Source organism: Mycoplasma sp. 3686h, from assembly GCF_056781225.1.
On record NZ_CM165562.1, the window covers coordinates 607,108 to 624,420 of the forward strand.

2 protein-coding genes are annotated in these 17,313 nt (G+C 29.5%); both read right to left on the reverse strand.

The genetic code is table 4. From position 1 onward, the window contains the following. Window positions 1–105 precede the first annotated feature (105 nt). On the reverse strand, window positions 106–8,718 hold the full coding sequence (locus AC1RP9_RS02540; RefSeq protein WP_481821867.1) for a hypothetical protein: 8,613 nt from the start codon (window positions 8,716–8,718) through the stop codon (window positions 106–108). A 14-nt stretch (window positions 8,719–8,732) separates the two neighbouring features. After that, window positions 8,733–17,171 carry a hypothetical protein gene (locus AC1RP9_RS02545; RefSeq protein WP_481821869.1) on the reverse strand — a complete coding sequence of 2,813 codons (8,439 nt, stop codon included), beginning with the start codon at window positions 17,169–17,171 and terminating at the stop codon, window positions 8,733–8,735. Between the last annotated feature and the right edge of the window lie 142 nt (window positions 17,172–17,313).

The window sequence follows — 17,313 nt, forward strand, 5'->3', positions numbered from 1 at the left end:
AATACAGTAATCTACATCTTTATTATATTATTTTAAATAAAAATCACAAAAACCACACTAAAAAATAATGTGATTTTTGCGATTTAAATTAAATAAATTATTTTTTTAACGAAGTTTAAATCAAAATTCTCCAATAGTTGCTGCGTTTAACACTCCACGAGCTGATTCTTTAAAAAGTGAATTTTTAGCATTTCCGCTACCTCATGAATTTTTTGGAAGTGGAGCTATAACAGCGGTTTTTGGATCACTAGGAGTTTTTCGATAAACTAAGATTCCTCCACCTGTTATTGGATTCACAGGAGCTCCTCCTAATGAGCTTGATGAGGAACCTGATAAAGGATTAGTGTTTGAATCCAAGTATACTTGATTGGGGAATGTTGAATAGATTTGGAATAATCGAGCTAATTCAGGTGCAGGTGTTGTGTAACTTGCAGGTACTGAACCGATTCTAGTTGAAAGATTATTTAAAAATGTTTGATCTTCTTGTTTAAGTCCTTGTTTAACTTTTTGTTTATCAAGTTCACTTTTTAATAAATTTCTATCAATTGCATATAATACGTTTTGGAATAATGAATTATATAAATATACTTTTCTTGTTAATGGATCATAATCAATATTAAATTCATAGACAATAGCATTATATCCAGCTGGAATACGTTCATTTGGGGTGTTATATCAGTGGGTACTATCATTTCAAATATTTCTAAATCCATTACCACTATCTCTTAAGATTGCGTCATAATTTTCTGGTGTCCCTGCACCACTGGTTCTTCCTTTAGTAGGAAAACCAGTAATTCGACCTGGTTGAATTTGTAAAAACGCAAATCCTTTTTCACTGTCTTTAGGGACAATCACCAATTTTTCATCATCTTTATTAGTGGTTAAGGTGATATTAAAGGTCATTGGAATTGAAGTTAAGTTTTCAAAATCAAATCCATATCTGTCACTAGCATTACGATTGTTTTTATCGATAAAAGCACTTATCCGTGAAGCACTTTTACCATTAGTAGTGGTGGTGGTTGAATACAAACGTACTAAATCTGGGTTTGTACTGTTAAGTCATGAATTTTTATAGGTACTATTTGGTTCAATAATTCCATTTGTTGTGGTTGAATTAGTGTTATTTAAGCCAAAAATAGCTTTTTTCATTTTGTTATACACTTTAGTGATAACCTCTTCTTTAACACTATTATAATTATTAGCTTGTGCATTAGTTACTTGTGCAATGTTTCAACCAGCTTCATCAACATCAATTACTTCAAGTTTAGCATTATAACCAGCTTGGTTTGCACTGTTGATAAAAATACTAGTGGTTCCGTTGGTGATTTGGATTTTATCCAAGGTTTTAAAGGTCATCACTACTTCTTTTTCAATTTGTAATGGACCAATATCTGTAGTTTGTGATTCGTATGAGTAAACTACTTTAGCACGAAGTGATTGACGATCAACTTCATCTTCAGTTGGAGCTACTGTATCAAATCAGCCACTTGCATTGTATTTTTTAATATATACTTTAAATTTAATTGGTGAATAAATTGATTTCAATTGAGAATTGTTAGTTACATCTTTGCTAGTATAAGCAAATTGATCAAACATTTCTAAAAATTCAGGATTATTGTGAATTTCAATCATATCTACATTAGCATTATTTTGTGATTTTGAAGCAACAATGTCATTAAATTTAGATATGAATTTTGAACGAGTATATTGTTTATTAGTTACAATCACCTTATATTTGTGATCAAACTTTCCTAAAGTAGTTAATGTAGGTATGTTTGGTTCAAAATCATTACTTTGATTAGGATTATCATTTAACGAATTAAGTAAGAGTTGTTTATTTGCATCTTCTTTAATTCAATCTTTATATGCAGTTAATGATTGTAATAAGTCAAATAAAGTGTTAGTTAAACCAGAATTTTTATTTAAAGTACTAAAATCAAACGAAGAACTAGTATCAACATTGCCAAGAGTACCTTGTATTCCAGCTTTAAATCCAGCAAATGAATCTAAAATTGCTTGAGTATCAGGGGTCGGAGTATCACCAAGACGAATTTTTTCAAAAATATCAGCAAAAACATCTTCAAGTGGGTTTTTACTTAATGTTTGTGTAACCGCGTCTTTAAAGCTTTTTTCTAATTCGATAAAGTCATGGTTTAAGTTATCTACAATTGTAGCAAAGTAAGCTAATGAACCTGAATCATTTTTAGTAATAATCGAGTTATATACTTGCACTGCTGAATTAATTTCATTTACAAAAGCATCATATTTATTTTCTAAGCTCTCAACTTGGTTATATTTGTATAAATTCTCAGTTTTACCAGCAATATTATTTTTTAATGGATCTAATTTTTCTTTTAATTTAATATAAAATCCTGGTAAATCAGTTGAGTTTGGTTGAGTAGGTTTTGGTGCAAATTTATCATTAAATACTTGTTTAATTGCATTAGCAAAATTATCTAAAGTAGTTTGATAATTACCATTAATAATATTTACTAATGAATTAATTTTCCCTGAATAATTATCAATGCTATCAAAATTAGCTCCAAGCACGCTATCAATTGAAGCTTTTAAAATTGCAATTGGTTCATATTGAGTTGGACTAACTTGTGCACCAGCACGAACGTTAGTCTTAGTTGCGCTAAAGTCATCGAAATATTCTGAGACTGTGTTTTTAATGTTTTCAACAACATTTTTGGCTCGATTGTATAAGTCAAAAATTTGTAAACTAGCAACAGATTTAGCATTACCTAATGCTACGTTAACTTGTGAGTATGATAAATTGTCTTTATTACCTTGAGCAGTGGTTAAATCATCAATTCCTTTTTGTTTGAAATTATCTACATAAGTAATCGGGTTTCCACCTTGTGGAGTGAAATTGCTCTTTACTGAATCAAAGAAATTTTTAATTTCATTATCACTAACTAATTGCTCATCAATTTGGTCTCTTTTTGCTTGAATTAATTGTTGAATATTATCATTAATAGTTTTAGTTAAAGCTATTTTAGCTTGTTCATCATTATCACTAGCATTTAATCGAGCATCAACTCCAGTAGTTGCATTATTAATTAATGAATTAATTTGAGCAATTTTACTGGTGACATTAGTATTATCTAGCGATGCATCTTGTAAGCTCACAAGACTCTTTGCTTGAGCAAATACTTTTTGTAAACTAATAGCATTTTCAAGTGCATATTTAATTAAACTATTTTTTGCAGTATCTGGATCACCAGCTTGAATCACTTGATCAATAGTTCTAAAGTATTTATTGAGTAATTGAGCTCCAGTGAAAGTATTAGAGTTATATTCATTAACAAAAGTGGTTAATTTATTATTAATTACAGCTTTAGCACTTGGTGATAAGGTATTATCTGCATCAGCTTCATTTTTAACTTGTTCGTATTTAATGAGTACGTCTAATTTAGCACTTTGCTCATCAATTTGACTAATTAAACTGCTAATTGAATCACTACCAGTAGCATTCATTTTGTCTGTATCATTGTAATAAGATTCAGCTTTAGTAATTAAGTCTTGGACTGCTTGTTTGGCATTATTAATTAATGGTAAGCTTGAAACAATTCTATTTTTAAAATCATTGAGCTCATGTGCTTTTTGTGCTAAGTTTTTGAGCTCGCCAAGTTTACCTTGAATGGTGGTAACTTTAGCACGGATAACATTTAATTGGCCTGATTCATCTGACACAGTTAAAACAGTTGCAGCATTATTTTCGCTATCTAATTGGTTTAAATAAGCAATTAAACTATTTTTAAGCTCATTATGAACTAATGGTTCAAAACTTGTTGTTTTTATGCTATTAATGGTGCTATGAGTAGCTTCTCTATACGCATTACGAGCTTGAATTGCGGCTTTTTTGTTTCCAATTTCAGTGACAATTTTATCAGTTAAAGTGTTGTAATCTTGTGCGTTTGAAGTATTTGCGCTAGCTAAATCAAATAAATCATTAACTGAGTATAAGTTATTTGGTTCTTTTCCTAAAGTTGTATTGTTATTGGTTGTATTGGTTGGAATACTGTCTCAAACTAATAATAAGATTGCTTTTAAATCCACTGCTGAAGTAGAGGAATTATTTTGAGCCAAAGTGGTTGCGTATCTTAATGTGGTTAAATCAGTGTTAATTACATTTTTAAATGAGTTTGCTTTTGCTGTTAGTGTATTGATTTTGTCTACTCCACTTTGGGTGTAATCATCATTAGTTGCTGCACTTTCAAACGAAGTCAAATAAGCTTTTAATTGATCAAGTTTAGTTAAACCTAAAGCTCCATCAACATTTCTTAAATTAAATTCAGAACCATTAATAATGGTATTAATTTCAGCTAATTTGCTTGCTAATTGGTCTGAAGCATTGAGTTTTTGAGTGCTAAAATTAATTTTATTGCTTAAATCATTGTAAAAATCAATATTATTGGTTGCACCATTATCTACAGTGGTTTTGAAGTAATTTGCTCGTGCTTGGTTTAAAAGAACATTAATTTTTTGAATATAAGTGCTAATTAAGTTTGAACTTGAATTATTAACACTATTAATAGCATTTTGAGCATTAGCAACATTTTTTGCTAGTGTAGCAATAGCACTAACTTCACCTTTAATTCGTTCAACTTGTTTAAATAAGGTAATTAATGGAGGTTTATCAGTAGCTGTGTTAGCTGTGGTTTTAGTACTATTAATAAAATCAGTTAATTTTGTTTTAACATCTGAATCATAAGTTGAACCCAATGCATCATTGAGTAATTTACTAATTCCATCTGGTTTACCATTTGTTCCATCGCTTTCAAGCAATTCGATAATATCTTCACGAATTTGTTGAACTTCAATTTCAGCAAAGTAAAGATTATTTAACTCAGTAACTTTAGTATCTAAGTCAGCAAAAGTATCGGATGAAATTGGTAAACTATTTTCTAATCCATTGGTTAATTTTTCAATTGAAAAAGTCTTATTTCCTTGAGCGCTTGTATTTTTAGCAATGTAATCAGCAACCTTTTTCTCAACTCTAAATAAATCGTCATAACGTTGAATTTTCTTAATAGTTTCAAGGGTTTGTTCTAAGGTAAGACTAGCTAAATTAAGACTATTTTTGACGCTAGTATCAAAAGTGGTTTGTCCTCTTTTGACTTTAGTATGTAAATCACTGGTTCCAAAATTTGGATCATTGGCATCATTAGCAATCTTTTTAAGTTTATTTAACGCAAAATCTTTTTGATATCCAATTTGTAATTTAACTAGGTAATTATTAATATCTTGGGTATCAACATTTTCTCTACGAGATGGAGCTTTATCGTTTACATATGCAGTTTTTACCGATGAATAATAATTAGTAAAAGTGTAACCAGGATTATTATTAGCTACTGATGCTACATCAGCATCTAAAGCTTGCTCTTGCTTATCAACTTGAATAATTGCTTGATCAAATGCATCTTCAAGGTCTTGTTTTTTGGTTTTGTATAGATTGATTTTAACTCTTAATTGATCTCTTTGTTCTTGGATTTGAGCCACAGTTAAATCATTATTGAAAATAACCAAATTAGCTTGTTGCAAGATTAGATTTATTTCTTCTTTTAATGGTGCATAGATTTTTCAATCTTTGTTTTTGTCTAAAACTACTTGTAATTGTTGATAAACATCTAAAAATTCTTTTTTAGCACTAACAATACTTTGAGCTTTGGTTAGCGTATCAATTTTAGTTTGAATTTGTTCATTATCATCACCAGTTGATAAATCATTGCTTTGTAATAAATTAGCAATGTAATCAGATAAAGTGGTGGTTGAACCATTATTATATAAGTTATATGAATCTAATAACTGTGACGAAAGCTGAGCTAATTGATCAAACAGCTCCATTTTTTCACTAGCTTGTTGAGCACGTTGATAATTAAGTTGTGATTTTTGGATTGTAGCATAATTATCAATTCTTGCTAAGCTAGCTTTGTAATTATCATTTGCTCCACCTTGAGTGCTTTTAACACTAGCTTGAATCCTTGCATTAAGTTTTTCAATTTTATCTTGCTCATAAGCAAGTAAAATTTCATTTCCACGTTCACGCAATTGTAATTTAGCGTTTTCAAATGCTTGGAGGTTCGGAATATTAAGTGTTGAATTTAAACGCTCAATTAATTGGTCAATATTAGCAATTTCTTCATGACCTTTAACAATTGCGTTTTGAGTTTTTGTCCCAGCATATTGAGCTGATGATGTTCTCGAGATAATATCAAGTAACTCTTTTTTATTAATTTCAGCATCAAATAAAGATGGAGTTAATTCGATTAATTGATTAGCTTTTTGAATAGATTCATTAGTTTTTTCTTGGTTAGAAACATCTTGAGAAGCTTGGACTAATTCTTGATATTGTTTTAAGAGTGCTTTAGCACCTGGTGAACTTAAATCATTTCCGTATTTTTGGTTAATCGCGTTTCTAAAATCACTAATTTTTTGATCAAATAAGGCTTTAGTGTCAGCCTCATTTAGAGCTTTGAGTGCTTTAGCTAAAACATCTTGAGTTGATTTGATTTGGTCTTGTGTAGCATCAGGGTTAGCAAAAAGAGCATCAAGCTGTTCACGTGCTGCTTGAACATCTTTAATAAATGGTTCAAGCACGATTGAGTTTGGACCATCTTTTTGGGTCTGAATAGTTTTTTCTGCTTGTTGGTCTAATAATGAAATTCCACGGAAATCATTTCCAGTATCACTTAAACTTTTAAGTTTTTGTGAGATAACTTCAATTTCTTGAGCTAGATTAGCATTTCCATTTCCAGCATTAATTTCTTTCCGAATTTGGTCTAAACGTGTTTTATATTGATTATATAAATCAATCCGTTTTTGTTCACGTTCGGTCGGAACATAAGTATCATCATTATTTGAAAAGACAATTTTCAAATAATCATCAGTAAAACTTGAAAAATCTTCAGCTTGGGTTTGTTTGCTTGCGTTCATTAAGTTTTGAAGCTTAATGTTATATGTTTTAATAACCTGAATTAATTGAGCTGAAGGAACTGGGTCAAAGACTCTAGTAAGCGGAATTGATGAAGTATTGAGTTTTCTTGCTTCATCTAAAATAACATTATTTACTTGAGTATTTAAACCTTCAAGTTGCTTAATTTGTTGATCCATAAGATCAATTAATTGAGTCAAATTATCTTTTAAAATCTTTCTTAGTGCTTCGTTAAGTTGATTTTTAACACTTGATAAAAATTGTGAGGTAACTTGATTTGAATAAGTTTTAACCACTTGACTATTAAGCTCTTTGAGTTGACTTTTAATATCTTGACTAGTAAATGGTAATTCATTAATTAGCGTAATTTGTGATTGAATGAGTTTTAACTCATTGTTTAAATACTCTAAACGATCAAGTTCTTGGTTTTCTTGGTTATAGAAAGTAAATAATTGAGTGGCCAATTCTTTAGTTGATAAATTCTTATTAACAATAGTATCAATTTGTGAATTTAGCAAGGTTGCTTTTTTAGGTTCAATGATATTGTTCTTGAGAGCTTGATCAATTTTTTGTTTTGACTCGCTAATGATTTGATTTGAGAATTTAAGAGCATAAAATTGAGAAAATAAATCACTTTTAGCTGAGATAAGCTCTTTTTTATCACTAATGGTTAATACTTGTGTGATTAATTGCTTAATCATATCTTTGTTAAATCTTAACTTTGGATCAAGTTCATCAATATAATTAGTTAATTCTCTAATAACTTGCTTAATATCAGCAACAGATTTTTGGGTATCTGAAATTTGTTGATAAAAGGCTAATACATCATTACGAATTTGATTCAAATCAGCTTTATTTAAAGCAATATTTAAATTACTTTTGGTTGCATCAAGGAATTTTCGAACATTATCTTTTTCAGTTTGAGTATAAGCAGCATTATTCACATAAGGTTCAATTAATTTTAAATTCTCATTAATATCGTTAATATCACTTTGTGAACTTGAGACAATTTCTTCGAATTTTTCTACTTCTTTTTTAGTATCTTGCGAAGCAATTTCCACCTCGTTTAATCTTAAGGTGCTACTAATAATACGTGAGTATAAAGGAACTAATGAATTAACAGCATTCTTTTTCAATCCTTCAAATGGAAGAGTATCGAGTTTATTACCAGTGTCTTCTAAGAGTTTGATAAATTGTTTTAACTGATCATTTTGTGAAACAACTAACTTAGTAATCTCGGTTGATAGCATGTTTAAATACTTTGTTCTTTGTTCTTTACTCAAATCAGTAAGATTTTTTAAAAACTCAATTGAATGATCTTGTTTCATTTGAGTAAGTTGATTTTTTAAATCAAGTTCACGGATCCGAGCTTCTTGATTATCTAAAACTTTTTGTCAAAAGGTTTTTGATTGATCTTCTTGATCAACTTGTAATCGCTCTACATTATTAATATAGAAATTAAAGACTACTTCTTGGGCTTTATCTAAGGTGGTTAATTTGTCTTGGAGATTGGTTTGTTTATCATTTCAGGTACTTTTAGCTTGGTTAAATTGTTTCATTACTTGTTCTTTATCACTGTCAGAAGCATTAATGTAAGGTGAATATATTTTAAATAAATTTTCACTTTCAAGAAAGTTTCCAAATACTGTTGATGAATTAACTGCTTCTTTTGAGTGAATTAGAAACAAGGTTACACCTAAACCAATAGCAACAGGTGCTACTATGCTTGATGAAATAACAAGTGTTTTAGCTAATTGTTTATTTTTAATTTTAAGCATGATATTCTCCTTTTTTAGTGTAATTTAAGATTAATCTCAAATTTTCCAGTTGATCCAAGAGCGGTTACAAAATCAGAGTATCCAACTCCACCTTTACCTGAATTAGTTGTATCTTTAACAATATAAGGATCTACACCTCATAATTTTGAAGGACTTAAATTCTCAAAACTTAATCCAACAAATTCTCTAAACTTAATTTGTTTCATGATGTATTCGTAAAGTCCTGGAGTAGTAGCTGTTGGTCGATTAGCTTGAGTAAGACCTGTTTTTTCTTTAAAAAAGTATACATATCTAAGTACGTCAGCATTACCTAAAGAAATATTTTGGGTTGTGGAGGTAGGGTTTTTATCAAAACGGTTCAAAATTTGTCATGAAATAACCATTAAAGCATTATTTCCATTGGCATCTTGAACTGGAACTCCAATAACAATTGGTAAGAATAATAAGTTTTTTCTTGCATCAGTAGCTGCATTATAATGGTATAAGTAATTATCTCTTCAATTATATTTTGTATTATCACTTGCATTAATTACAAAATCACTTCAATTATTTCATTGACGTTCAATTCCTTTATCGTCAGCAAAGTTAGGATTTAAGGTTTTTCAGTAAATAGTGTTTCCAACTTGAGTGTAACCTTTGTATGGATTTTCTAATTTAACCTTAATTCTAAAGTCAGGTGATGATGTAGTGTTTGCTGAAGCTGGTGCATCAATTGCTTCAGTAATATCTTCTTTAAAGAAGTATTTATTATCTTGTAATAATTTTAAAGTTGAGTATTTATTAAAGACATTGAATAATCTTGCAGGAGCTTGGAGATTATTTCATCCAGCTTGTTCAGCAGTAAAGATTGGAGCGGTTAAAGCATTTGTATCTTGAATATTTCTTTTTCCAATGCTAAATAAATCTAAAGTTTTAAATAAAATTCCTACATTTTCAAACTTAATTCCAAAATCTTCTACCGTTCCAAAAGCACTATTAGCATCAGTAACTGAACTTGGTTTGTGGAATTTAAAGTAAAAGTTAACAAATCCACGTTTTACTGAAGGATCTGAGGTTAAGCGTGGTCTAATGTACTGAGCTGAAGCATCAGTAGCTGATTTATAAACGTATAAATCGACATTATCAGGATTAAATAAGTGATCAGTTCCTTTGAAAATGTTGAATTTATCGAATAAATCACCGATTAATCCGCCTCCATTAGCTCTAATTTGTGTATTAATTTTCTTAGCTTTATATTTAGTTTTATCAATAGTAATCATTTCCTCGTTAATTGCAGTATTATCCAAAGTTTCTTGGAATTTTTCTACTGTGGTGCTTTCTTTTGGAATAATGTTGGCATAATTAATCACTCCATTAACAGTTTGGGTTAAAAAGTCAAAGAATAAATCAGTATTGTTAGAATCAGTGACTCATTCAAATAATTGCAATGCACTATCAAATCCTTTGGTAATAGCACTATAAATATCAAAATCACTTGCAGTATCTTTATTTAAATTAGCTAATGCTTGCTCAGTTTCGTGTGAAGGGTTTGCTACTTTAGTATATTCATTTTTCACTTGAGTGAATTTATCTAAATTAGCACCAATATTGGGATCTGCTTGATCTGTGGATGCTATGTATTTGAGTAAGTTATGAATATTAGCTCTTCCATCAAATCCGGAAACACCATCAATAAATTTAGCTAATATTTTTTGTAAAGCATTTGGGTCTGAAGGATTAGTTCCAAACACAATTTGATCAAGTAATTCTTTCCCTTTAGCTAAGGCTAACACAGCTTGTTTATATTTGTCAAAGTATGCGGTTCGAGCCATTGTTGTTGCAGGTGTTGTTGCTTGAGCAAATGAAAGTGATGATTCATCATTTTCATTACGCACTTCATTTGGGGTGGTATTAGTTACATTGACTAATGAATCAAGGTATGAATTAATTCGAGTAGTTAAATCTTGTGTTGCTATATTTGCTTGGATTAATGTGTAACGAACATTTTTAACTGCATTATCATCAATTAACTCATCCTCAATCCGTTTAAGGTTGCTAATTTCTAAAATAACGTTTGGAATTGATTTAATTGAAATGAGGTTTTGGTAATAATCTAAAAATTCACCTGCTACCCTTGAAAGAGTTTGTAAAACACTATTATCACTAAAGGTTTTTAATCAATTCAAATTAGCAGTATCACCTTGACTTAAACGAGCAGCATAAGTTTGAGCATTAGTATGTAATGTATCACTAGCTGATGGGTTGATTGTACTATTAAATTGATCTAACTCAGCCTGAGTAATTCCAGTAACTTTAAGAATAAAACTTTGAGCCACATTATTTGTATTTGGAGAACTTAAGAAACTGTAAAATTGGTTAAATTTATCTTTATATGAGTTATAACGATGAGCTTCTCAGTTGAAAATATCTAATCTTTGTTGATTGTATTTTTCTTGAGCAGTATGTAATTTGTCGTTAAAGTCTTTTAATTTATCAGGAGTATAAATGTCAATTGTTTTAATTTGTTCTAAAGCAACTTGCTCATAATCAGCTATCTCAGGAGAATTATTTGAATCAGTGTAATTTAAACTTAAATAACGATTTAATTCTAAGTGAGCATTGTAAATAGCTTTGGCTTTAACTGTTTCAGCTTTTAAAACCTCATCTAAAGCACCATTATTTGAATTATATAGCTCTGATGCAAGAGTTAACTTATTAGCTTCATTATGTGTGGCATCATGTAAAGCATTTTTAGCTAGATTGATTTTATCATTTAATGCTGTATATAAATCTTTGATATTTTGTGGTTCATAATCTGGATTATTGTTTAATTGAGCAGTGTATTTATCAAAATATTGTTGTGCTTTGTGAATATTAGCTTGTAAAATGACCGAGTTAACAAAAGCAATATTATATGAACTATTTGATGATCCAGTAATGTATTTATCTAATAATTGAGCATATCCCTCTTTAGTTTCAAGGGTTGGATTTTGAGCTAAATCAGTAAAAATACTATTGATAATATTTTGGAGTGGTGTTTTAGCTTGAGTGGTTAAAAATTCAGTATCAGCAGGAGTAGTATCAACATCTGCTAATTCACTGAGTTTTTCAGCAGCAGTTACAGCTAAATTTACCCGAGCAACATATGTGTCTAAAAAGAAAATATTATTGTCAAGATTTGCAATACTTTTTTCTGTGTAATAATATGACTCACCCTTGGTAATTTGTTCATTTAATTTAGTAATCGATGCCATGACATTATTATTAGTGCTAATGTTAGCGTTTTTAGCATTAACTGCGTTTTTAACTGTATTAGCAGCATTGATTAATTCAGCAATTTTCTTGTATTTATCAAAGAAAACATTAAATTCAACTACTTGTAAAATCGCTTGATCAATAGTAGCTTGATCAGTTGCATTAGCAATAGCTTGAGCTTGAGTGTGGAAGAATTCATCAGCTTTTGTTTTTAAAGTACTGTATTGCGAATCGATTGTATGATTGTTAGTAATTTTTGCTATTTGTTGTGGTTTAATTCCGTTTGAGCTAGTTCCTGGAGCATCTTTATAAATAAAATCAAGAGCACTTTTCCGAGCAAGATATAAATCATGGATATTTTTGAATTGAGTTACTAAAGTTGGGTAAAGAGTGGTTTCAATATCAGTAGCACTTTGAGTAGTAGTTGGAATGCTATTTAAAATAGCATCAGCTAGTTTTTTAGCATCATTTTCAAATCCGTAGTTAAAGTTTTGGGTATTAGTGTATGCAAAGTTTTTATAATCAGAATTAGTTAAAACATTATTTTGTTCTTGTATTTTATCTCTTTGCAATTGGATTAATTTTTTCAGAGTAGTTAAAGTATTTGAAATGTTAAATAGTTTAGCTACAGTAATTGGATCAGTATCTAATTGAGTAGTTAAACTATCATAGTAAGCACGCATTTTATTCATTCCTTGGGTACCGCTTTGTGCTTGGGTACCATCAACGTATTGCGCAGCTATACTATTTTCATCATCAGTTACTTGAGCGTAAACTTTTTCAAATTCCTTGAATAATTCAATTTGATCTACAAGTTCTTTATCTTTAGCTAATAAAGTAACTGTATCAAGACTTAGATAATTATTTGCATAAGCATTATATACAGTTTCCATTCCACTAAGAAGTGAATTTTTACCAGTTGATTGCATACGTGCCTTTTGATTATCAGTGACTAATTTTTTAGCCTTTTGCACGGTAATTGCAAGTTGTTTAAGGTTTTGTTCTTTAAATTGAATTGCATTGAGCTCGTTATCAATGGTGATTAATTCACTCTTGCTATTTACACTATTAGTGCTATTTACTAATTGATCTAATTTACTATTAATTTGCGTTTTTAAGTTTGCATCAACAACCATCATACCATTAGCATTTAGCATATCAAGTTTCTTACCAATTGTAGTTTTATAATCAGTAATTTTTTGGACTTGAATTAATTTAGCTTCATCAAGTGAAATAGCATCAAAATATAAATCTCTTAATTCATTTCTTAGAGCAATGATGCTTTCAGGGGTTTGTGAATATAAAGTGCTTTGGTCATAGTTTTGATAAGTTGATGAGCTAGCAATTTTAGTAAATAAATTAGCATTGTTTGGATTGTTTTGTAAAACTTGATAGTTTTTCTGACTGGTATTAGTTTTGGAATTTTGATCAAAGTACCCAAAAATAGTAGTTAATTGAGTAATTAATGAGTTTAATGAAGAAAGTTTTTGGTAATCTTTTTTAATAGCGACTAATTTAGATAGGTCACTATAACTATTAACTGTATTTTTAATAGCTTCATTTCATTGAGTAATGACATTTTTTCATGCATTACTATAATTGGTTTGAACATCACTTGAATAAGTGTTAAATGGATCAAGCTTAGTAGTTAAGTCGCTTGAAGTTTTAGTAAATAAATCTTGTTCATAAGCTAATGGTAATAACTCAAGTTTACTTTCAAGTTGACGAGTTAAGGTAGTTTTTTTACCAGTGCTATCCATTGTATCTTTGAGTGCATCAAATTCATCAAAGATTGCTTGGGTTTTGGTAATTGTAGTTAATCCATCAGCATTTTTACGTTGATTGTAATCAGTTACAGCACTAGTTTTAAGAGCAATAACATCATCTCAAGCTTGTTGGATTGCATTTTTGGTTTGCATTTCTTTAGTGGTGAAGAATTTAATATCACTGACTAAAGTAGCTAAAGTTGATTGAGAGTCATAAAATTGAGCTAATTTAAGTTTATAATCAGCTATTCTAGTATTTAAAGCGCTAATTGCATCATCAAAAATAGCATGGTTTTTCTCATTGGTTCCATAAACTGCTTCTAAGTTTTTAATTGCACCTTCTCCATTGATTCTAGTATCAGTTTTAGAAAGTTCGTCTCTTAAAATACGAGTTTTTAAATCAATCACTGAAGGTGAATCATTTAAGTTAATTAAAGTATTTACTGGATCATTAGCAGTTCCATTGCTTGGTTTATTAATAATTGAATCTTTTAAGGCTTTGTAAGAGATTGGGTTATCGTTTGGATTAAGGGAACTTAATTTATCAGCACTAGCTTTAAGAGCTTTGGCTAATTTAGTGAATTTTTTAATATTATTTTCTAATTCATCGACTTGAGCTTGGGTTTTAGTTGAAGAATTGATTAAATCAATAACTCTAGCATTAATAGTTTCAATTGAATTATTAATCTCTGAATATGGACTGTTAGTATTAATATTAGTATTAGAAATTTTATTATCTAAAATTTCTTTATTAGTCTTTTTCAATAAGGCAACTGAAATCGCTATACCAAGAGTTTGTTGTTCGTTTTCAAGTTTTTGAGCTTGTGCTTGAATTTGAGCTTTGTCAAAATTAGGACTAAAGAGAGCTGATAAAAAAGTATCAACAGTTTTATTTAATGCTTTAGCATTAGTGTATTCTGTATCAGGTTTAAAACTTGCATAATCTTGAGATTCAGTATCACTAATCAAGGCTTTAAGAGCATTGTTTCTAACTTCGAGTTCTTGTGCTGATAAAACTGAATCCATTAAAGTGGCTATTTGTGCATTAATTTTATCTCTTTGTTCATTAGTAATGCTAGTGTTTGATAATTGAGTTTGGTATGAGCTCAGTTTATCAATAATTTTCTTTTGGGTTGGGGTTGGAGCTCCGTTTAATGTATACGGAGCGAAAATTTCATTAATTTGTTTAAAGTTATCTTGTAATGCTTGTTTTGATTGATATTCAGCTTGTTTGATTTTATACTCTGAAATAGCATCGTTCATTTGATCAAGTAAACTAGCAGTATTATTTGCACTACCAGCATTGCTTAAAGCATCTAAAATGCTATTTTTAACTTGGTTAATTTTAAGTGCTTGGGTTTCTAAAAAGGTTTGTTCAGCACTTTTCCCATTTGATGATTTTAAAGTTGCTTCACCTGATTGAACGGCTTGTTCTAAGCTGACAAAATTTTGAGCATTTTGAGCAATATTGTTTAATTGAGCTTGAATTTGATCAAATCTGGATTGTTTTTGAGCTGGTGATAAATTTGGATTTGAAGCGGTAATTTCAGCTTGTTTTTTCAGTTCTTGTGATAATTGGTAAAGTTTTGAACCAAAGTCTGAAGTAATTTGATCATTAGTAGTACCAAAAACACCAAAAAGTTGATCTTTGGTTTCTTTAAATTTAAGTAATGAATTTTGTAATCCATCGCTAATGTTAGCTTTTTCAAGCTCATCACGATATTGGCGAATTAAATTTTGTAATTCTTCTCTAATTGCAGTTGAATCTTCAGTAATTAATGGAGCTGCTTTAGAATTTAAAAAGACTAATTTATCTTTAATGTCTTGAGTAACTACATTATCACCAGTAAGAATTGAATTAGCATATGTCACTCAATTAGCTAATTCTTTTTTATTAATTTCTCTCAGTAAATTACTTTGAATTCGCAATGCATTGTTTAATTCTTTAACTGAAGGATTGTTGTTAAGAAGTGCAACTATTTGAGAAGACATTCTGCTTAAGACATTCTTGTCAACATTACGTCCTTTGTTTTGAGCTTCTAAGATTTGATCGTTAAGTTTTTGAAGTGAACCTTTAAAAATGGTTCCCAATAAGACATTATCGTATATATCATTGTGTAATTCATTGAGTTTTTGTAAGTATTCATGAATGTTGCTTTGATTGGTTGAAATAATATCTTGTAAGGCTTGTTCAAAGGCTTGAGCATCTGGTTGAGAAAGGTTTTTAGCATTTAGTTCTTGATTAATTTTATCAGTGATAGTCTTGATCAAACTCCCAATGTTTTTTAATGTGGTTGATAAATTGGTAACTTGAGCGATGCTATCTAAAATATCAATTTCATTTTCTTTTGGATTGTTGGCAATTTTCTCAATTTGCATTTGAGCAATTTTGTCAATTCTTGGGTCTAATTGAGTTGCTTTTAATGCACTTAGTTCTGAACTTAATCTGGTAAGTAATTTATCTTTATCAGGGGTTTCTGAAATTAAAGTATTTAATTGATTATTAACTAAATCATTTAAGTAAGAAATTTCTTCAGCTTTAGTTAGTGCTAATGTTGGCACTGGATTTGAAGCAATATTTTTATAATCATCAATCTGCTTTAAAAAGTTTTCTTTAATTTGATCATTAACATCTAAAAGGTTAATTTCATTTCTAACCCGAATTATATTTTCAAAAAAGTTATTACGATTTTTACTTTCTTTAGCTTTATTTAAACTCAACTTTTCAATCATTTTATCGTAAACTTTTTCAAATTCAATGACAGCATCACGTGAATATTCAGGTTCGTTGAGTAAATTTAAAATTTGTTCAATAGTTGATAAAAGAGCACTTTTTTCTTGAGCAGTATAAGTTGTTTTATCTTTGATTAATTGTTCGTGATCAGTTCAAATTTTAGTTTCAAGTTCAAATGAAAATTGATTACTTTGATTGATTAATTTATCAATCACATCATAAAAAGAATTAAAAGCAGTCTCTAGGTTCGAAGAAGAATTGATTGCACTTAACAGTTTATCCTTAGCTGACTTGGCTATACTTTGAAGATCTACTGATTTAACTAAAGATGTAATCTCGTTAATTAGAGTTGTCATTTCAGCACGATCTTGAGTAATACTAAGTAATGCTTTAGGGGTTAATTGTTTCAGTTTGTTTCTTTGTTCAAGCATTAAAGCAATTGAAGAATCTTCATTTGATAAGAGTTGGTTTGCATACTTAACTTCATCTGAAAGTTCTTGAATTTGTTGAGAGTCTTTATTTTCCTTTTTAACTGCTTGTAAAACCTTATCAGTTTTATTAACTTGTTGTTGAAGTTCCATAAAGAGATAAGTTTGCTTTGGACTTGCTTGGTATGAGTTGTGTAATGATAACAATACACCCACAGATATTAAAGTAGCACCTGCAGTCATGCTACCGGCAATACCTAAAGTGGTTAATGTTTTTTTGGAATTCCTCATAAAATGTACCTCAATTTTTTGTTAGTATAAAATTAGTAGCTTTTATTATACCAATTTATTTTTTATATATTTTACCATTTTTCACGTTCTATATATATATATATATATATATACTATATATAGAAAAGTTTATATAAAGTTG